At 50.4% G+C, this 21,355-nt stretch carries 14 protein-coding genes; 7 read left to right on the plus strand and 7 right to left on the minus strand.

Features of this window, described 5'->3' with window-relative positions:
- The first annotated feature begins 348 nt into the window (after positions 1-348).
- The 5 genes from HGH92_RS14910 to HGH92_RS14930 all read left to right on the plus strand — a co-directional run bounded on the left by HGH92_RS14910 (position 349) and on the right by HGH92_RS14930 (position 8,387).
- Positions 349-2,958: a family 20 glycosylhydrolase gene (locus HGH92_RS14910; RefSeq protein WP_247654947.1), complete on the plus strand. Its 2,610-nt coding sequence runs from the start codon at positions 349-351 to the stop codon at positions 2,956-2,958.
- A 256-nt stretch (positions 2,959-3,214) separates the two neighbouring features.
- Positions 3,215-5,353, plus strand: coding sequence for a DUF5916 domain-containing protein (locus tag HGH92_RS14915; protein ID WP_247654948.1), 2,139 nt, complete (start codon positions 3,215-3,217; stop codon positions 5,351-5,353).
- A 408-nt stretch (positions 5,354-5,761) separates the two neighbouring features.
- Complete coding sequence (locus tag HGH92_RS14920) at positions 5,762-7,129, plus strand: peroxiredoxin family protein (RefSeq protein WP_168871606.1); 1,368 nt, start codon at positions 5,762-5,764, stop codon at positions 7,127-7,129.
- A 352-nt stretch (positions 7,130-7,481) separates the two neighbouring features.
- Positions 7,482-7,634, plus strand: a complete 153-nt coding sequence (locus HGH92_RS34350; RefSeq protein WP_235021499.1) for a hypothetical protein — start codon at positions 7,482-7,484, stop codon at positions 7,632-7,634.
- Positions 7,635-8,057: 423 nt separating this feature from the next.
- Entirely contained in the window at positions 8,058-8,387 is a 330-nt protein-coding gene (locus tag HGH92_RS14930; protein ID WP_168871607.1) for a LytR/AlgR family response regulator transcription factor, read from the plus strand.
- A 102-nt stretch (positions 8,388-8,489) separates the two neighbouring features.
- Here HGH92_RS14930 and HGH92_RS14935 read toward each other — a convergent pair whose 3' ends face one another.
- From HGH92_RS14935 to HGH92_RS14965, 7 genes are all read right to left on the minus strand, one after another.
- Entirely contained in the window at positions 8,490-9,197 is a 708-nt protein-coding gene (locus tag HGH92_RS14935; RefSeq protein ID WP_168871608.1) for an AcvB/VirJ family lysyl-phosphatidylglycerol hydrolase, read from the minus strand.
- Positions 9,198-9,241: 44 nt separating this feature from the next.
- Positions 9,242-11,827, minus strand: a complete 2,586-nt coding sequence (locus HGH92_RS14940) for a phosphatidylglycerol lysyltransferase domain-containing protein (RefSeq protein ID WP_168871609.1) — start codon at positions 11,825-11,827, stop codon at positions 9,242-9,244.
- Between the two features lie 103 nt (positions 11,828-11,930).
- Positions 11,931-13,538, minus strand: a complete 1,608-nt coding sequence (locus HGH92_RS14945; protein WP_168871610.1) for a T9SS type A sorting domain-containing protein — start codon at positions 13,536-13,538, stop codon at positions 11,931-11,933.
- A gap of 13 nt (positions 13,539-13,551) precedes the next feature.
- The gene (locus HGH92_RS14950; RefSeq protein WP_168871611.1) at positions 13,552-14,475 is read right to left on the minus strand and encodes a hypothetical protein; all 924 of its coding nucleotides are present in this window, start codon (positions 14,473-14,475) and stop codon (positions 13,552-13,554) included.
- A gap of 33 nt (positions 14,476-14,508) precedes the next feature.
- A complete protein-coding gene (locus tag HGH92_RS14955; protein ID WP_168871612.1) occupies positions 14,509-16,176 on the minus strand; it encodes a hypothetical protein in 1,668 nt (555 codons plus the stop codon).
- Between the two features lie 223 nt (positions 16,177-16,399).
- The gene (locus HGH92_RS14960) at positions 16,400-16,837 is read right to left on the minus strand and encodes a universal stress protein (RefSeq protein WP_168871613.1); all 438 of its coding nucleotides are present in this window, start codon (positions 16,835-16,837) and stop codon (positions 16,400-16,402) included.
- A 45-nt stretch (positions 16,838-16,882) separates the two neighbouring features.
- A complete protein-coding gene (locus HGH92_RS14965) occupies positions 16,883-17,455 on the minus strand; it encodes a TetR/AcrR family transcriptional regulator (RefSeq protein ID WP_168871614.1) in 573 nt (190 codons plus the stop codon).
- A 1,487-nt stretch (positions 17,456-18,942) separates the two neighbouring features.
- Between HGH92_RS14965 and HGH92_RS14970 the strand changes: the two genes are divergently transcribed.
- On the plus strand, positions 18,943-19,140 hold the full coding sequence (locus tag HGH92_RS14970; RefSeq protein ID WP_168871615.1) for a hypothetical protein: 198 nt from the start codon (positions 18,943-18,945) through the stop codon (positions 19,138-19,140).
- A gap of 424 nt (positions 19,141-19,564) precedes the next feature.
- Complete coding sequence (locus tag HGH92_RS14975) at positions 19,565-21,352, plus strand: alpha-L-fucosidase (protein WP_168871616.1); 1,788 nt, start codon at positions 19,565-19,567, stop codon at positions 21,350-21,352.
- Positions 21,353-21,355 lie beyond the last annotated feature (3 nt).

Genomic DNA, 21,355 nt, shown 5'->3' on the forward strand with positions numbered 1-21,355 from the left:
CCCAGGGAAAAAAGAAACCAAGACCAATGATGAGAATCAAGCTTGCAATCGAACATCCAATAAACGCTTTTGCCATAAAATAAATCGTTTAATCGTTAGGCTACTAAAGTTAAATAAAATATCCTCAGAACGGTGCCATCATACTGCAATCGATTAACAAAAGCATCCTGCCTATTGTTGCGGCCGGGGGCCTGCTGTACGCTTATTTGTATTTATGGCGGATAGGTTTTATATTACACGGATGCTATAGAGGGTGATAGACACGACCGGTACCAATGCCATTTTCATCCACCTGTATTCATAACCATTGTAGCATTCATTTTTATCGTTTTTTAATTTATTCAAAACATGATCAGGCATAAGTTTTTAGGGAAACTCATGACAACGGGACTGTTGCTCGCCGGCACCTCCGTTTTTGCCCAGACCAAAAAAGCTGCCCCGTTTGACGCTACCCGCTTGAAAACCAGCTGGGAAGTGGGGGAAAACAATTACCAGGGAAAAGCCAATTTCCTGTCTACCTTCACGTTTGTCAACACCAGCGACAAACCCTTTCCAGCCAAAGGCTGGGAGTTGTATTTCAACTTCGTGCGTACGGTAAAGGATGGCGTTTTGCCGGGGAATGTAAAAGTGGAGGGCATCAACGGTGACCTGTACCGCTTTACGCCCACAGCGGATTTTGCCGGCATCAAACCGGGAGATTCCCTGAAGCTGGGCATCGTAGGCGACGCCTGGGCTGTTAACTTCACGGATGCCCCGGCTGGCCTGTACCTCGTATGGGACGACCAGAAAGAAACGGGCCTGCCCATAAAGGACTATACTATCCGCCCTTCTACTACCGCGAAACAACTTATGCGTTATCCCGGCGATAAAACCGCCGTTATAACGCCAACGGATATATTTAAACAGAATGCTGCCATTAAGGACATACCTGCTTCGCAGCTGCCATTGATTTTCCCCACACCGGTGTCTGTTACCGCCTCCGGCGGGACGCTGGTGCTGGATGCTCCCCCGGTGGTCAGGGCAGATGCGGGCCTGGAGGCAACAGGCAAATTCCTCGAAAACGAAATGACGGTTTTGCTGGGCAAACGCGCTCCCGGTAAAAAAACGGTGACCTTCCAGCTGGATAAAAGCCTGGCCGCCAATGCCTATACACTGAAAGTGACGCCTGAAGGCGCTGCCATCACCGCTGGTAGCGATGAAGGCGCTTTTTATGCCATTCAGTCCCTCAAATCCCTGATAGCACCTGCTGCATGGTCTGCGGTGCAAAAATCTGTCAGCATTCCCGCTGTACAGGTGAGCGACCACCCGCGCTTCAACTACCGCGCATTCATGATCGATGTGGCCCGTAACTACCATAGTAAACGTGACCTGCTGCGTATCCTCGATGTAATGGCGCTGTATAAACTGAACGTATTGCACTACCACTTCAGCGATGATGAAGGCTGGCGCCTGGAAATACCTTCCCTGCCGGAGTTGACGCAGGTCGGCGCCAAACGTGGCCACAGCACCGACTGGAAAAATATGCTGCCGCCATCTTATGGCTCCGGCCCTGACACCAGCAACGCCGCCGGCTCCGGTTACCTTACCCGCGCTGATTTTATAGAAGTGTTGCGTTATGCAACCGAAAGGCATATACGTGTACTGCCGGAAATAGAAACGCCAGGCCATGCGCGCGCTGCGGTAAAATCCATGGAGTCCCGCTACTATCGCCTCAAAGCGGCTGGTAAAGACAAAGAAGCCGCCGAATACCTGCTCTCTGACCTGGAAGATAAATCCGAATACCGCTCCGTACAGAACTGGAACGACAACGTGATGAACGTCGCCCTGCCTTCTACCTACCGTTTCCTGGAGAAAGTGGTGGATGAACTGCAGTCCATGTACAAAGAAGCCGGTGCGCCACTGACGGCTGTGCATATGGGCGGTGACGAAGTGCCTCATGGCGTGTTCGAAAAATCCCCTGCCTGCCTGGCCCTTATGCAGCAGGATAAAAGCATCAAAAATGTGAACGACCTGTGGTACTACTATTATCGTAAGGTGAATGACCTGCTGAAAGCCCGCGGCCTGGAAACAGCCGGCTGGGAAGAAGCCGGTATGCGTAAAACCACGATCGATGGCGAAGCGGCCAGCATTCCCAATCCGGACTTTGCTAATGACAATTTCCAGCTCAACGTATGGAACAATGTTATCGGCGGCGGACAGGAAGATCTGTCCTATCGCCTGGCGAATGCAGGCTACAAAATTATCCTGTCCGGCGTGAGCAATTTCTATTTTGACATGGCCGCCATGAAATCCTTCGATGAACCGGGATTCTACTGGGGCGGTTTTGTGGATGTAGACAAACCATTCTATTTCATTCCTTTCGATTATTATAAAAACTCCAAAGTAGATGGCAGAGGTAATCCCGTAACACCTGCCATGTTCGTGGGCAAAGACAGGCTGACAGGTTTTGGTCAGTCCAATATCCGTGGCCTGCAGGGTTTGTTGTGGAGCGAAACCGTGACCACGTCCGACCGGATGGAATATATGATGCTGCCTAAGCTGCTCGGTCTTGCAGAAAGAGCATGGGCGCAGGACCCGGCATGGGCCACTGAAAAAGACACCGCCAAAGCCGATGCCATGTATGCACAGGCATGGAGCGTGTTTTCCAATGTAATGGGCAAACGTGAAATGCCAAGACTGGACTATTACAATGGCGGCTATAACTGGCGTATTCCTACTGCCGGCGTATCTGTAGACGAAGGCACTGTAAAAGTAAATGTGCAGATGCCGGGACTGGTGATTCGTTACACTACTAACGGTGAAGAGCCTACGTTAAAGAGCCCGGTATACAATGGCCCCATCCAGGCTGGTGGCAAAGTAGTGAAAGTAAGGGTGTTTAATACCCGCGGCCGCAGTAGCCGTACTACTACCGTGAAAGTGCCGCAACCCAGCGCGCAGCTGAAAAATAACCGGAGTTAATTACAAATTACGAATTACGAATTACGAATTGAGGGCTTCTTTTATGGAACGGTTACTTAATAACTGCTCTGTAAAAGAAGCCCTCAATTCGTAATTCGTAATTCGTAATTCGTAATTTGTAATTCCTGTTTACCTTTTATCCTTTTTTTCTAACGCCGTTTTCCCTTTTTTGTATTTTGTTCGTTCAACCCATAACAACCAAACTGTGCGTACCATTCCACGTCTCTTGTGCCTTTTATGCTGTATAACTGTATCGTTGGCGGCAAAGGCGCAGCAGCAAAAGAAAAACGAATCATTCCATCTGCGGATAAAGAAAGCCACTTCGGCTGTCAAAATTGACGGTATCATTGATGAACAAGCCTGGCAGGATGCAGACATAGCCGGCAATTTTCATATGGTGCTGCCAATGGACACCAGTGCCGCCAGATTGCGCACCGATGTTCGCATGACTTACGATCAGCAGCACATCTACCTGCTGGTGGAAAGTTATACGCCGGATGCCGGGCCGTATATGGTGGAGTCGCTCAGACGGGATTTCGCTTTTCTGAAGAATGATAATTTCCTGCTGTTTATGGACCCATTTGATGATCAGACCAATGGCTTCTCTTTCGGTGCCAATGCAGCCGGTGCGCAATGGGACGGGTTGATGTATGACGGGGGCAAAGTGGACCTTAGCTGGGACAATAAATGGACTTCCGTCGTAAAAAATTATAAAGACAAGTGGGTTTTTGAAGCGGCTATTCCCTTTAAGACGATCCGTTATAAAAAAGGCATTACACATTGGGGCATCAACTTCAGCCGTAACGACCTCAAAACCACGGAGAAGTCCGCCTGGGCACCGGTACCGCGGCAGTTTGCCACCGCGTCGCTGGCCTATACCGGCAGCCTTGACTGGGACACGGTGCCGCCCGCAGCAGGTCCAAACATTTCCCTGATACCATATCTCCTGGGCGGTATAGCCAAAGATTATGACAAGGGCACGCCTGCCAAGTTCCGCCGGGACGTTGGCCTCGACGCCAAAATAGCAGTAACCTCTTCCTTAAACCTGGACCTGACGGTCAATCCTGACTTTTCCCAGGTGGACGTGGACAAACAGGTCACTAACCTGGACCGTTTTGAACTGTTCTTTCCCGAAAAAAGGCAGTTTTTTCTGGAAAACGGGGACCAGTTCTCCAATTTCGGCTACAGCACCATACGGCCTTTTTTCTCACGGCGTATAGGCCTTGGCGTGCCTATTCATTTTGGCGCGCGATTGAGTGGCAAGTTGAATAAAGACTGGCGCCTCGGGGTGATGAACATGCAAACAGGCAAACAGGAGGAGACCGGCTTGCCGGCACAGAACTTTACTGTGGCCGCTTTGCAACGCCGGGTGTTTTCCCGCTCTAATGTGGGCTTTATATTTATCAACAAGGAATCACTGAATTATGATCCGTCCAAAGTAGAAGACAAACCTGTTTATTCCCGGTATAACAGAAACGTAGGCCTGGAGTACAACCTGGCCTCTTCCAATAACTTCTGGACAGGCAAAGCCATGTTGCTGAAATCGTACAGCCCTGGCAGGACCGGTCATGACTTTGCGCACGCTGCCAACCTGCAATATACCAGCAAAGTGTGGAACATCAGCTGGCAGCATGAGTATGTTGGACGGAATTACAACGCCGAAGTGGGATATGTGCCACGACAGGGTTATGTTAAAGTGATGCCACAGGTGACGAGGCTTTTCTTCCCGCAGTCGGGCGCTGTGCTGAGCCATGGGCCGCAGGTGACGAGCACCTGGTTTATGGACGAGAATTTCCACCGTACCGATAATGAGTCCATGCTGAATTACGGGATCGTTTTCCGCAAGCGTAATACCCTGAATATATGGGCTTCCAACACGTATATACAATTGCTGAATCCTTTCGATCCGACCAATACCCGTAAAGACAGCCTGAAGACGGGCACCCGGCATAACTGGAACACCATCGGCGCGGATTATGTGTCCAAGCCCCAGAGCCTTTTCACCTACGCTTTCTCGGCGCGGTACGGCGGGTACTACGAAGAGGGCACACGGTTGATGACCAATGCAGAACTGGGCTATCGTTTCCAGCCTTATGTGAGCATTGCGCTCAGCGCCAACTATAATGATATACGGCTGCCGCAGCCATGGGGCAATAACTCTTTCTGGCTGGTAGGCCCGCGGCTGGATGTAACGATGACGAATACACTGTTCTTTACCGGTTTCATGCAGTACAACGAACAGCAGAAAAACATCAACCTGAATACCCGCTTCCAGTGGCGGTACCGGCCGGCTTCCGATCTGTTTATAGTATATACGGATAACTATTTGCCGGAGCCTTTTTATGTGAAAAACAGAGCATTGGTGTTGAAGCTGGTGTATTGGTTTAATATTTAGTAACTAACCTTGTCGGATATACGTTTTTCTAAATTTATACGCCCTTCGTCTACACCCTTCGTCTACAGTCTACGCCAACCTATACACTGCACCTGCATTTTTCGCCTGCACGCTTCGCCTACGCGTTCCGCCGGGCCTGTCCCTTTATTCAATCGATTTCTACAAAACTGTCGTAATTGCCCCATTGGTGCCTCTTTTTACCGTTTTTTGTTAATAAGCAGATGTTTAGATCTCATTAACATTTCAATTCGCAATTCCATCTATCATTGTGATCGAAAAACACAATGGCCGCATCCTAAAAAAACTAAAACAGCTCAAAACATCAGAGTTTTCATTTACTATCGTTGTGAATACAACCCCCTGCGGTTTTTACTGTGGGGATTTTTCATGTCCCTAAAATTATCGTGTATGCAATGTCATCTAAAACTGTCGCTTTTGTTTTCAGTAGGATTCCTGATGATAGCGCAGCAGGCGTCTGCGCAGGCATTTACCACTATTTCAGGCAGGGTGAAAGGAGGGAAAGGAGGGAAAGGGCAACCGGTATCGGTTTCGTGGTGGAGTGATCCGGGCGTGCTGCCGGCAAAAAGCCAGGATACCTTATTACAGAAAGACTCTTTTTGTTTCCGGCTGCCGGTGGAACCTGTGGCGGTACTGTTTTTTTACCTGGATGCCGGCGGGCCGCGCAATTTTTATGGCACACTGCGGCCTGGTGACAGTCTCTCACTGAATTTTACTGATGATACATTGATACTGGCAGGAAACGGTGCACCGGCTTGCCGGGCGCAATATCTCTCGCGCAGGGCGCAGGAGCGGGTGTCACAGCCGGCAAGGGATGATGCGCCTTCCCGGGTGGCATGGTACCGCCGGCAAATGACGGCCGCGGAAGCGGTGTTACGATATTATCATGACAGCCTTCCCGCCGCTGAATATGCGGTTGTGCGGGCCAATGTGCTCGGGGAAACCGCTGCCAGAATGATAGCCTGTCTCTGGCATGCTTCACCGGAAGGGATTGCTGTAGCTGAACAGGCTTCCCTGTACCGGCAGGCTATCATGCCCGCCTTGCCGGCCATTGTGCCTTCTGATACTACGGCCCTGGCTATACGTTATCTGAATTACCTGCTGCAGAAAGCGGAAGCAGATTATTTTATGCAGCAGCACAGTCAGTGTACCGACCGGGAGATCTATGACTGGATCAAATCACATTATACCGGCATCCTGCGGGATAAGCTGCTGGCGCATCAGTTGCTGCAAAGTCTTGCTGCCGGCGGACAACAGGAGGTGTTGGCAAATTGTGCGCAGGATTATCTGTCCATCGTGCAGCATGCAGCATGCAAGCAGGCCATCGCAGCCAAGTACGGAAAAATAAAGAAAGGTATCAGTAAAGGTATGCCGGCACCGGCTTTCAGCCTTCCGGACAGCGCCGGCCACCCTGTCAACCTGAATTATTTTGCCGGTAAAGTGGTGCTGCTGCATTTCTATGACGCAGACGACCAGTTGCTGCCTTCCCTCTCGGAAATCAATACATGCTTCAATAAAGAAGAGGTGGTATTTGTACATATCAACTGTAACAGCAACGCCTCTCCGAAGTATCCCGGCGTACAGCTGCGGGCCGACGGACAAATCGCCACTGTGCTGGAACAGTACAACATCAGCCGTTATCCCGCGCTCATCGTGGTTGGCAAAAACGGCAGTATCTATGCAACAAGGCCGCCAGACCCCACTGTCGACCACGGCGCAGCACTTGCTGACATCATCTATGCAGCATTATTGCAGTAGCCCCATTTTTCTGCTTATATCCAATATTTTATCTGTTCACACGTTAAGAAAAAGTACGCAAAACAACCGCATCAGCGCCATTGACCCGCAGCCGATTTTTAGAGAGAAACCCGTTTAAATCAGGTTACTAATATTTATAATAAAATATATATATGGGAAATCTGGTTTAATCTTAGTTATTATCGTAAATTCAATATATAACCGTTAAGCCCCTCTATGCCACATGCCAAAGCGTTATTTTGATCGACTACAAACCATTGATTACCTAATCAGGATCAAAGGGACCGGTAAACCCGCTCAGTTAGCCAAGCGGCTTCGTATTTCCGAACGAACACTCTATGAATTCCTCAAAATGATGAAGGAGTTAGGTGCTCCCATTGAGTACGACCGGTACAAAGAAAGTTATTACTACTCAGAAAAAGGTGGATTCAACATCCGGTTCTCCAAGAACCTGGTTACCGCCGCTGGTGCAGTAATGATGCTCCTCCTGATCAATCTCTGGTAAAAAGTCGGCGCCCGGATTTCACCTGACAGATCACCGACAGGTAATCACTGCGCTTCAGCCGCCCCCAGTGGGCCTAAGATTTACACCAGCAGGCCTACCCCTGTTAGTACGAATCTTTTGTTACATCTTGAAAAATGGACAGCCAACAGGGAGTCACATTCCTGTCCTGTCCATTTTTTTATTAAGCTTAAAATCTTTACAAGTGATTAACAAATTCCTGCTTTATTCCTCTCATATTTACTGAGATGAATAATAACCCCGTTTGCTCCCTAACCGGCTCAAACCGGGGTCCCATATAAAAAGACTTTTTTATAACGCGGTTTAGATTAGATTTTAGATTACACGCAGGTTTCTCTCCAGTCACCTGCTTCTTTCTTATATTCACAGACAATCTTATCGCAAATCGCTACCAAAACAAATCTTATGTCCCGTAATTATTTTACGCTCCGCTGCGGTGACCAGCATGAAAAGATACCGTACGATGAGCTGCAGTACCTCGAAGTGATGAACGACCACATCCTGCTACACCTGCAGGAGAAACGCCTCGCTACTATGGAAACGCTTGACTGGATCATGTCCCAGCTTCCCATGTCTGCATTCCTGCGCGTACATCAATGGTTCGTAGTGTCATATCGCCACATTACCCGGCTGGGAGAAAATTACCTGATGATCGGTAATGTCAAAATTCCTGTCAGTCAACAGGCCCTTGCATCCCTTTCCGCCGCTATGGCCGGAAAAGTAACGGAAAGTTGATAAGGATATCATGATAACTTCCCTGTAATAACAGGCAACCGGACGACCAATAACCGTTCTTCCGGATGATCTCCTCATGCCCATACCTGCCAGTGATTTAAATTACCGGATAGCTGACAATATCTTGCCCGCCACGCCATTGGCATCTTCATCATAGGCATGTCCTCCCGGCAATACCAGCTTGCGGTAATGCGCAATGGTAAGATCTGCCAGGTTAAAATCCTTCTCTCCGGCTCCAAATACCAGCAACACCGGCTTGTCGGTAATACGGTTCATCTCTGCGGTGACGTTCATCCCCTTACTGGACGACCGGCCCAGCATATCGGAAATATGCACCTCCATATCTGTAAAACGGGAAGGAGATAAAAACACGACCTGTGTAACCTGGGAGGAAATATTATCCGGTAACTGATTGTAGATGAAAGGCAACACATCGGCGCCCAGGGAATACCCAATTAGTATCACCCCGTGATTGCTGCTCCAGGCCGACTGGTAATACCGGATCAACTCTGCTACATCAATGGCCGCCTGCTGAGGCGTTTTTTTATTCCAGAAATATTTCAGCGCATTCAACGCCACTACCGGATAGTTGTGTTGCTGAAAGGCATCAATCATGTTGGCGGAAAACTTCTTCATACCGCCATCTCCGGTAATGTAGAGAATAAGTGGCGCCGTACTGCCGGCAGGAGGGGCTTTCACCTGCACGGGCAATTTGTTCACATTGGTTTGCGCGGGCAACTGTAAAGCGGAACATAATAATACTCCTATCAGCCACCACCTGCCTGTCTGTAATAAATCTCTGGTTAGCATATACAAAGATATCTCCTTCCTCCAAATCAAAATCTGTTCCGTACTCAGGGCTGCATCACCTTACTGAGGGCTACCGGTAGCTGGATCAAATCAAAATCGTGTTCGTAAATCAGGTACTTGTTGGTCCACATGGTGGCATATTTGTCCTTGAACTCCCGCAACCCCTGGTAATGCCGGAAGAAGCGGAGTTTCTCATAGGCATATTTTACCATCTTTTCGGCGGTATTCTCCGGTTGACTGATACCGGACATAGGCACCATGCCCAGGTTGAGGTATTGCAGGCCCTTGTCCTGCGCGTCCTGTATCAGCGCAATGATCAGCGCGTCCATCACGCCGCCTGGCGCATTGGTACGCTTACGTATCAGGTCATAGGTACACTCGCCGGGCGCATAATCCGGGATGATATTGAGGAAGGCGGCAATGTTGCCGTCCGCATCTGTAACAGTGATCACGTCCTGGTCACGCATAGCAGCTGCATCGAAAAGTCCCTGCGAAAAAGTCATCTCCTTGACTTCATACTGCTGCAGCCATTCATCGCTTACTACTTTCAGCGCCGATAACATGGCGGCGGACTGCGGCGCCGGATTCAACCGGGTCACATAACCTTTGTTGGCCAGGCTATTGAGCGCATTGCGCAGGGATTTTTTGTCCTTGCCGCTCAGCGTAAAGTCTCGTATGTCCATAATGGCTTCCTGCCCGATCAGCATCTTTTTCTTCTTCAGCTGACTGAAATAATAGGTGCTGTCTTCATCTACCCGGTAAAAAGCAGGCCGCAGGCCCATCTTCTTACATTGTTGTTCAAACTCTTCCAGCAGCAACAATTTATTGTCTTCACTGCAAACTGGTTCTTCCAGCACAATAGCAAAACTGCTGGCTACGCGGTAAGCAATAAAACCTTCGTACTGATCGGATACGTACAGGATTTTATCTTCTCCCACTTTAAAGTAGTCCATGGGAGAATCGCCATACTGGCTCAGGTAGAAGCGGGCTTTCTCCAGCGTGGTGTTGTTATGCTTTGACACATGCAGGTACGGCCTGATGATCGTATAAAACAGGAAAGCCCATGAACTGACGCCCAGTACCCGGATGGCCGACATAAATTCGCGCGCAAACCGTGTTACAGGCTGCAAGCCATCATCTTCCAGCAGCATAAAACAGTGGAAAGCATGCCGCAGGGACTGTTGCCAGGTGAAGTCAATACCAAAGTGTCTTACGTTCAGAAAATAAAAGCCGATGGTGCCGAAAAACAATACCAGCAGGAAAGTGGCCACCGCCGTAACCACACCGATATTGACCAGTTGCGGATTGCTTTTTACGCGGTACTGGCGGGCGGTGACCAGCAGCAGGAAACTGGTCACCAGCGCGAGGCTGGCCTCTTCATAGTCCAGCGCCTTGCCGATATGGCCAAACACGGACAGCAACGATACACATAACGCAACGATCCACGCGCTGCGCAGCCCTCTGAAAAGAAAGGTGGCCGTCACCAGCAGGATAAGCCCGGAAAATACCACCAGCAGATTGGAGGCATGGATAGATGTACCGGGGATATAAGCCCGCAGAAGGTGCATACGGTAGGCTAACGGTGGCGTCAGTACGGAGAATATGTTGACCATTCCCAGCAGGAAAATCAGGATAGGAGGCAACAGGCGCAGCACCAGGTCGCGGCCTTTCAGTGCAAAGGCCACCATACCGGCGGCCAGCGGCAACCAGAATTCAAACAAACGGAACAGCAGCGTTATCTCTAACGCCTGCAGGGTGCTGTAGCCGTAGTTGCTGAGCAGGTAAGCCAGCGACAGCTCAATGGCTCCCAGTCCGCGCAGGAAGGGAGAGATAATCAGGAATATAGTGGCTACGATATAACCTACGCAGGCCGCTTCCAGCGACGGGGTGACACCAGTGGCCAGCATACTGAGATAAAGATGTGCCACGCCGGCCACTTCTATCAGCACCGAAGCCAGCACCGTGTAAGTGAATGAAGACAATGACAACTGAAAAGTAAACATCTCGTCCACTTTGTGCGCCGTGGCCGGAAAGTACCGTATCAGCAGTTGATAGGCTTTACCTTTGGTTTGCATGGACCGCACCAGCCATACTACCAGCGCCAGCAAAGCACAGATGGCTGCGAGGCCCCAGCCGGCATCTTTCATGCTACCGGTATGCAACATGGCATACATCACTACCGGAATACCTACCAGGAAAACCGAAAGAATACCAATAAAACCGTAGATGCCGGAAGCCTGGTGAATCTGCTGTTTGTGCACCTGCGCCCGTCGCAGGCTTTGCGGCACATAGGCCAGTGAACTGATGCCACCGGCAGGCAGGAATACGGACAACAGGTTCCGTTTCAGAAAAAGTTCGGTGCCCAGGTAAGTACTTAGTCGGGAACCCACCGACCGGAAACTGAACACGTACATCAATGCCTGCAACAGTATGTAGATGCCCGTTACGGCAACGCCAATTATTATCCACACCCGGTCGGCCCTTTCAATAGCCGGCACCAGTGACTTCAGTTCGTGGCGTTGGGAACGGAAAAAATAAATCGCCAACAGAATAAATAACAGGGCTAACAACTCCTTCCAGTGGAGCTTACGCAGAAAAGCCGCAGACAGAAACTTTTTTTCAAGAGGCATGGTAAATGGTTATACTCGATTTTGTCGTCAACCACAAAGTTAACCTACCCGTTGGTGTAAAAATCTTCGCAGGAATGAGTTTAAGCGGATTTTAATATCTGCATTATTCCATTAATACGATTTTTTCTGTATGTATAGTTTGCCCATTTTCATCCAGGAACTGTAAGAAATAGATACCTCTCGCCAGATAAGTGGGGATGTCCAGTTCGTAGTAATTGCGGGTAGGCAGCGGCTGCTGGTACTCCTGTGTGAGGATGCGCCTGCCAGGGACATCCAGCAGGGCGATGGCTTTCACGTGAATGCCGGCGCCATAATAGATGTGTACTACCCGGCCACGTACCGGGTTGGGCCAGACGGTGATATCGCCTTTGGCGTTTTTGCCTTTTACGAGACGAACAGGCCCGTAGAAGTAACTGCCGTCGGTCATGATAACTTTGATCCGGTAGAAGATAAATTTATCATTGGGCTGATAGTCAGTACCGGCGTAACCAACGGGGAAATAGCTGATACCGCCCGGCGCGCTGCTTTTTACAAAGCCGATGGAGTCGAAGTTGGGAGTGCCGGCGTATTTACGTTCAATGGTGAACCCGGCGCAGAAATATTCACGGCCGGTGATCCAGCGCAGCAGCACGCTGTCAGCATTGCTGCTGCTGCGGGTAGCTTCAAAGTATTGCAGGGTGGTCGTTTCCGGGCTGTTGACTGTTTCCGCCACCAGGCTGGTAAAATAATTGGTGGTGGTCAGATGTTGGAATGCCCTGACGCCGTAGGCTGCCTGGTTGTCTGGCCCGGCAGTGGAAAAGATATTCGGTGATACCGGTGCGGCCCGTTGTGCTGCCACGTCCCAGCCGGAGGGAAGATACCGGGCCAGGTAGCTGGTGTTGCGGTTAGCTTCATATACCGGGCCTTCATCGCCCAAACCGTGCACCAGCCACAGGTTGATAGCTGCATCCGGTTGGGACGCATCTATTTGCCAGGTTTTGTTGACGCTTGTCAGTAATAAGTTACGGCCGGTGGTCAGGTCCAGGAAGGTGCTATCGGTAACGCCTACACGAAAATCTGTGGTCGCGCCTTTGTTGGCCATGGCCGCAGGTGTAAAGGAAGAAGGCCTGGTACCCACTGGGAATACGACTGTACCGTCGGATGCGGCGATCTGTTTACGGTACAGGAAGCCGCCGCCGGTAACGATAAAATGCTGCGGAGAATAATGCCGTATATCTCCCGGTGTATGGTGCCCTACCACGAGGTTCCAGCCATTGAGGAAAATATGTCCTTTTCGTATATCCAGCACGTTTACCACTTTCATATCGCTGAGATCGTCGAGTATCAGGCCCGGAGAGCTTTCCACGCTGAGATTTGGGAAACTGGCGCCTGTATTCATTACCGCGCTGAAGCCGCCGGTAATGTGCTGGTACAGCGCCGGATCGGGTTGGGCGAAGCGGAATAGTCCGCCGGCAGCGCTGAAGCCGTCAATGCTTTCATCATGTATCGTAGCGTTGTTGCTGTTACGCCAGCGCAGCCCGAAGAAATTTACCACGGAACCGGATGTGGAAAGAATATCCCCTTCATTGACCATATCCCCGAAGATGCTGATGGTGTCTTTGCCGAAGATACCTACCCGCGCATCGGAATGCAGCCACGTGGCTGCCTGCCCCGCCATGGTGGCGGGAAATAGTAAGAGAAGCGATATGAATAACAGGTTCCGGATAAGCATTTTTTTAGGCCGGCTAATAGCCGATGACCGTGAGAAAGACTTTATGTGTTTTATCAGTGTCTTGTGCCATACCGTTTAGGATCGTCAATCCGGCATTGCCGCGGATGATGACCATATTGACGGCAGTCACCGTGTAGCTGGTCACGACAGGAATGGGCGCATCCGAAACGCCGCTGCCGGTACCACCCAGGCCGGTAGCCTGAATGCTCAGGATATTGGTGAAACCGGCATTGGAGATATTGGCCGTAACGGAACCTCCGCCTGCGTTGTACAGCGTGTCTGCCCATATCTTGATGGTATTGGTCAGCGGAGAGGAACCGCTTTTGTTATAAAACAAGGGAGCGGTGGCCGTGCGTACCACGTTGCCGGAAGCATCCACGCCGATACCGGCGGCACTGGCGGTAACGGGTGAAGCACTGGTAAGGTTTTGCAGCAGTACCCCTGACGTATTGGCCACGCCGCTTGTTACGTGCAGGGTGGCGGAAGGCGAGGATGTGCCTATGCCAACATTGCCGGTAGACGAGATGGCCACGCGTTTGGTATTGTTGGTCCGGAATACCAGGCCGGTGGCGTCGGTAGTGCCGATGAACCTGGTGAGCGTATCGGTGCCGGCATTGCCGGTCAGTTTCCAGTTACTACCGGTGACGGCTATACTATCAGCCAGCTGTGACCAGCCTCCGTTGCGCCGTACCATCACGCTGCTGGCGGGGATATAGTAGATCAGCATGCCATTGGGGGAAGAGGAGAGCGGTGCCACGGTAGTGTCCTGTATGCGGGGAAGCAACAGGCCCTGCGACTTCGCTCTGATTTCCAGCAATGCTGATTTGGTGGTGGCCGAGACGGTATCACTGAGCAGCAGCTGTTGCGCCTGCAGACTTTGCCACAGCAGCAACAGCGCGCAGGTGAGCGCGCAGCCATGCAATATGTATTTCAGCATAATAACAGTTTAGCACCAGTAATGTATCGTTGTCTATTTCTTAATGACCCACCAGTTGGTGCCGTCTGTCTGAATGGTTACATACGTGTAATTGTTGTAGATGGTATAACTGCTGCCGCCTTCAATTTGTCCGCCGGTGGGCTGGATCACTACGCTGTTGTCGATGCTGCCGCCGGTTTTTTTGATGGTGTATACGCGGCCAACGATATTGGTGCCCGGTGGCAGCGTGATGGTCACGGAGCCGGTAGAAGCGTTGACCAGTACGGTGTTATCTGTTTCGGTGAGACTGCCGGAGCTGTTGACGGACCGGATATTCATAGACATTGATCCGCTTACCTGCAGGGTGGAATTGGCGCTGACCGCGCCGCCAATATTGGCGCCTTTGCCCACGGCGAGGGAATCGCGCAGGGTTTTGTTGCCGGCAAAAGTCTGCGTGGAATCGTTGACCACCCCGCGCGCAGTGGTACTGGCATCGGGTACGTTGATGGTGAGGCGGTTGGTGGCCGATGTGCTGTCTATATTGACATCAGTACCATTTTTACCTGTGAGAAAAGAGATGGCAGGTCCGGTTTGACCATTGATCTGCCGTATGCCGACCGAGAAAGCGGTGGAGTCTACCAGCCTGTTTTCAATAGCGCCGGTGGTGGGATTGCGGAAAAGCACGCTGGTAGTGGCGGTGCTTACATTGGGTGGTGCTGTGGCCAGTGTGACGTTACCGGTAATGTTAGCGCCACCGCCGGTGATACGCAGGCCGTTGCCTACTGTTGCCGCGCCGGTTACGCCGAGGCTGCCGGCCATACTGGTGCTGTCGCGGAATGTTTTCACGCCCGCGAAGGTTTGGCTGGTAACGGACACGCCGCCCGGATTAGTAGCGTCCGCGGCCACCATTTGCAGGGTGCCTGTGGCGGGGTCCAGCGCCAGGCCGTTGGCGTTGGTGGGCGTATTGACAAAAGCGCCGATGGTGATCGCCTGTTGTTTGCTGCTGAAACTGGCCCAGTCGGCATAGGTGAGCAGACCGGTTTTCTGCGTAGTGCCGTTCACGATGGGAACGTTCATGGTAATGGTACTATCGGCGGCGGTAGTGGTAACGCCGTAGGCTGCGTTGGCGGTGTCCGCCTTGATGGTAAATCCCTGTCTGGCTACGCCGTTGAGCGTACGGATCGCGTCATTAAACGCGGCGGCGGAGAGGTTGCGCTGATTAACGGTGCCGGTGGCCGGGTCGATGACAAGGACGCTGATCAGCGAGGTGCTGGTGGGCACCTGTTTAAGGGCAACGTTCTGGTTAGCGGCAATGCTGATGGCTTCCGTGCCGTTTGTCCTTACAGACAAGGGCTGATTATCGGAGGTACCGATATAGTTGGCAGTGGTCGTGCCTGCGTTGCCTTTGAGTTGCCAGCTGCTGCCTGAAACGGCGAGGCTGTCGGCCAGTTTGGCCCAGTATCCGCCGCGGCGTACCATCAGGCTTTGGGTGCCGGTGAAGTAGATGATCATCCCGTCGGGGGCGGTAGTGAGCGGCGCCAGGGTGGTGTCCGGGATCCTGGGGAGGAGCAAACCCTGACGAAGGCTTTCCAGTTCCAGGATGGAAGCCTTGTTGATAGTGGCCGGATTATCGCCGATTTTGAGCTGTGCCCGTACGGCCGTGGACGCTAATAGTAATAGGAATAGCGCTGCCAGGCGAAGAGTTGTGTAATGATTTTTCATGCACAAGAAAATTTAGGGTTGAGTGGATAATGGAAACAATGCGGTATAGGGCCCTGATTGGGGGCTGTGCAGTGGGGGATGCGGAGAGATATGCAGTAACTAATTCAATATAAATATACGCTTTCCCGTTAGGTTACCATCAAAAAAATATCCCGGCCGGAGCCGGGATATTTACAACAGACAGGGCCGTTTGCTGTTGTCTTATCATTGTAGAATTTGCCGCTTAGTGTTCTTCCTTGTTGTAGGGTACCACGAGTACGGGTATACGGGCGTGACGGATAATGTATTCCGCCGTGCTGCCTACCAGCATGTGGTTGAGGCCGGTGCGTCCGTGGGTGCCAACCACCAGGATGGCATGTTCCCCGTTGTGGGCCTCGTCAAGTGTTTCGTTTTTTGGATTGCCGGTCGTTACACGGATGTTGATATTGGCAGCCGGGTATTTGTTTTTGTAAGTCTGAAGAATGTCTTCTGCTTCTTTAATCCTGCCTGGTATGTCATCGGTAAATACGGGACCAGCTTCCGGCAGGCCGAGGCCTATGCCGATTTCGATCACGGTGAACAACGTAACGGAAGCCTGCATTTTTTCAGCCAGCTCAACGCCTGTGTTGATCACCTGTTCGGAGAATGGACTCAGGTCGACTGCGATCATGATTTCTGCCATATGCGGTGTATTTATTTGTGAATAATTATTCATTTATTATAACTGTCAGGCTTTGATGGCGTCCCAACAGAGATCGAACGTAATACTTGTCCGGGTTTTTGTAAGGGCCGTACCACTGTAGTGCGTTTGTTTCACCAGTTCGTTCATGGAGCCGATGATAAAGGTGATCAGCAGGTTCTGGTCCACATTTTTGATCAGTTGTTCCGTTTGCCCTCTTGCTATCAGCGCATAAAACGGTTCCGCCAGCTGTCTGGCCTTTTCCCGTGTGGCTGCAGTGATGTAGGGAGAGTGGTAACACTGTTCCAGGAAAATAAACTCTTCAAAGTTCTGCAGCCGGTAGCGGAGTATGTTCATCCAGATATGCCGGAAACCAGGCTTGAACGGCTGCTGCGCATCATATCCCCTGAAGGACACCGCAATGGAGTTTTCCCGGCAGGCGGCAAATAATGCGTTGATCAGCGCATCTTTGTTATCGAAATATACGTACAGGGTGCCGGTGGCGATGCCTGCTTCTTTGGAAATATCTCCCATGGTCATGCCTGCCAGTCCCTTTTTAGCCACCAGCTTCAGCACGGCCCTGAGAATACGCGCATACTTCTTATCGTCTTTCAGTTTCACCTTACAAATATAAGTGAATATTTATTCACTAAAAAGCTGTTTTAAGTGTTTTCAAAGACTCATTGAAACGTGTTTACAGGTACCTGTGAGAAAAACGGAAATGACGTTATAGCAGCAAAAAGAGGGGCAAACCGGGGAAATCAGGGTAACGGGCAGTAAAGAGGAAAAAATAACCGTTAAGCAACCCATCACGATCAACCCCCGTAGTTTATACCACAGGGGTACTGTAGTCTGTTGATTAAATCACGCTTTGGAAAAACGTTGGTTTAACCAGCATATTAAAATTAGTCAACCATTGATTAGAAAAATCCAACTGGCCTGGACAAGCCGATTGGGGTTTAGCTGAGATATTTGTTAGATGTATGCATTTCATTTGTTACTATTTTTCATAACGCAGTGTTAGTACCGTAATATTACTGGCAATCCCCACTGATTTAGTTAATAGAATCTAAACGTCTCCGGATTAACAAATGGAAACGCTGTTGAGATCGACTGAAACCCTTTGTGGATAAGGATTGATAGGATTTAGATATTTATCCACACTTATTAACAGGTATCCACACACGATATCCACATAGATGTTGATAACTGATAAAAACCTTGTCTGTCGTGATGATGGTATTGCTGGTTGACTATCTGCAGACGGCAAATTGCCGGTTTATCCACAGATGTTATCCACATACCCTGTAGCGTCGTCTGGAAATGTGGCCTGGCAGGTATTTGTTTTTTCAATTGCCGGAAGGAAGACCGTGAAACACCCTGCTGACAAGCGGTAGCCGCCATCTCAATGCCATAATGACGCTGAAAAGGTGGCTGCGGAATGCTGACAGCCTTCCATACTGTGGCGAATACCCGGAATGCATGCACTGACGGGGAGTCGCGGTCAGCCGCCGGCCGCTCTTCCAGGAAAGCCTTGCCTGAAGCCGGTTGACACCCGGGACACGGTCACGCACCTACGGACTGGCTACGATCCGGCCCTGCATGATAGCCGGGTGACCTATTGTCCGTTACCGGTGAAAAGCTCTTCCCATGACTTTACCATAAGTCAACCTGATTCCCTGAATACTGCAATACTATTGCGTTGGAGCATCCCAAAAACATTACTGCGGAGCACACCTGATATGCTCTGCGGTAATGATGCAGTATGATTTGCTCAAAAAACACTGCTGTGGAGAATAACCATATGTTCCCTTATTATTACAGGAAAACAACTGCGATAATGATGCGGGAAGGCCGGAGCGAATATTGTTGACCTACAATCATCGACAGTTGAAAATGAAACTTAAAGCCCTTATTTTTAAACAGAACGTCAGGAAGAAAAACGCAATTCACCGGCCGCGGGTTGTAAAGTCCTGAAGGGCCTGACTGCGACCATATGGCAGATGTCAGCCGGCAACTGTTTACATCAACGGTGATCAAAGCCCCGGGAGCGCTACGCCGGGCGAGGTAAATTAATCCTGCAATAACACTTAAAACAGCGTTACACAATGACCAGGGAAGAATTAGTTGAATTGGTGAAAAAGATATCCGTCGCAGCGGGCACCGAAGAAGAGATCGGCAATATGCTTGATTTGCTGGAGAAGCATGTGCCCGATCCCAACGTATGCGACTATATTTACTGGGAAGACCTTACGCCGGAAGAAGTGGTGAATAAAGCACTGAAATACAAACCTATCCGGCTTTAACAACCACCGGACGGCAAATGGGAATAGTATCAGCTGCTGCAATGATATCTCAGTAAAACCGCAAAAAAATACCCTTGCTGTGACAATGCAGCAAGGGCTTTAAAAACATTCACATGTCATCTGCAGAAAGATAGAGCTACTGACAGATGTTGATAATCAAAATTGAAGCCTAGTAATATGTTGAATAAGATGAATACTAACCGTTGAAAAAGTTATCATGCAGGATGCAAGTGTTAACTTCTGTTATCGAAGATAGAAATTACATTTTGTAAAATTGGTTAACCATTCGTTAACGTAAGCGTATAGCCTTGAATGCTATCCTTTTCTTATATCATTTTCCCTTTCCCTGATATCATTTTCCAGCCGCTTGCACATGCCAGTGCTTATGTATATTTTTTGACCGGTGCTATAAAAATCCAGCGTTATGAAGCGACTTGTACTGTTGTTATGGACGGTATGTTGGTATCCTGCCCTTTTTGCCCAGGATATGCCAGATATGTGGACGAAATCCGGCGGTAACAACCCTGCCCATCCGGGCCTGAAATGGTTCACCGGAGCCAAATTCGGCCTTTTTATCCACTGGGGGCTGTATTCTAAACTAGGCGGCCGCTGGAAAGACAGCAGTTACTACGGCAGCGGTGAATGGATCATGAATCGCGCAAAAGCACCGGCAAAAGAATATGCTGCCGTCGCTAAAACCTTCAACCCTCAAGGATTTAACGCAGAGGAATGGGCCAACATCGCCAGTGAAGCGGGCGTAAAATACATGGTCATCACCGCCAAACATCACGAGGGATTCAGTATGTACGATTCCAAAGTGACCGACTTCGATATCGTAGATGCGTCGCCGTATGGCAAAGATCCCATGAAAGCGCTCTCCAAAGCCTGTCGCGATAAAGGCATCCGGTTCGGCTTCTATTACTCCCAGTTCCTCGACTGGCACGAACCGAACGGTGGCGGCAACAGCTGGGACTTTAAAACCAAAGACAAGGACTACCAGCAGTATTATCGCACCAAATCCATCCCGCAACTGAGAGAACTGCTCACCAACTACGGCCAGCTGGGACTGGTGTGGTTTGACATGCCGGGAGGGCTCACCCCGGAGCAGACCAAACAGATGATTGACAGCCTGCGCCTGCTGCAGCCCAATTGCCTGTTCAGCAGCAGGGTAGGCCATGGCCTCGGTGATTACCGCGATTTTGGGGATTCTGAAGTGCCTCCGGTGCCTATCACCGGCGCATGGGAATCTATCTATACCCACAACGATTCCTGGGGATACATTCAACATGACCTCAACTTTAAATCTCCCAAAGAAATTATACAACTGCTTTCCAATGTAGCCTCCAAAGGAGGTAACCTGATGCTCAACGTAGGACCGGACGGCGATGGCAAATGGCCGCAGTACTCCATCGACTATCTGAAAGCTACCGGCAGATGGTTAAAACAATATGGTGAAAGTATCTATGGTACTACCTATGGACTTATCCCTGCGCAGCCCTGGGGCGTTACGACCAGCAAACCCGGCAAACTGTTCCTCCATGTATGGGAAATGCCGGCCGATCGCCAGCTGCGGGTGCCCGGCGTGGACGCAAAGGTGAAGTCCGTTAAAATACTGGGCACTAGTACAACACTCAACTTCCGGCAACAACCAGGGGAAACCACTGTGCAACTGCCTGTAACGCTGCCGGATACACGTAATACCGTATTGGTGATGGAATACGGCGGCAATCAGTCAGACCGCTCCCAACTGCGCACACAAACCGTCAGCAGCCAATACCCACAGGCCGAAATACCCACTGTATGGGCTATCTATAACGGCGCTGCCAAAAACAAACTGTTTACATGGTCACACTATTTCGGCGACTGGAAACATGACAACCTCGCCTATGATATGACCACACCGGAAGATGCACTTGTGTTTCCGCTAGACATACAGGACGCGGGAGATTACAGGATCGTCCTGGAATATGCCTGCGAACAGGCCAGCGCTTCACAGCAGGGCGTAGTAACGCTCAATGGCCAGCAGCTGCCTTTCCTGACACTGTTTACCGGTCAGTTCGACAGCCATAAGCCTATGATGTTTATCCGGCACGCCATCGGTATCCTGCACGTGGACAAGCCGGGGATCAACAACCTGACCGTAAAACCAGTGTCAGGCAATCAAAAGGAATTGTTCCGGTTGCGCAAGGTCATCCTTCAACCGGTGAAATAAGGA

The organism is Chitinophaga varians (assembly GCF_012641275.1).
GTDB lineage: Bacteria > Bacteroidota > Bacteroidia > Chitinophagales > Chitinophagaceae > Chitinophaga > Chitinophaga varians_A.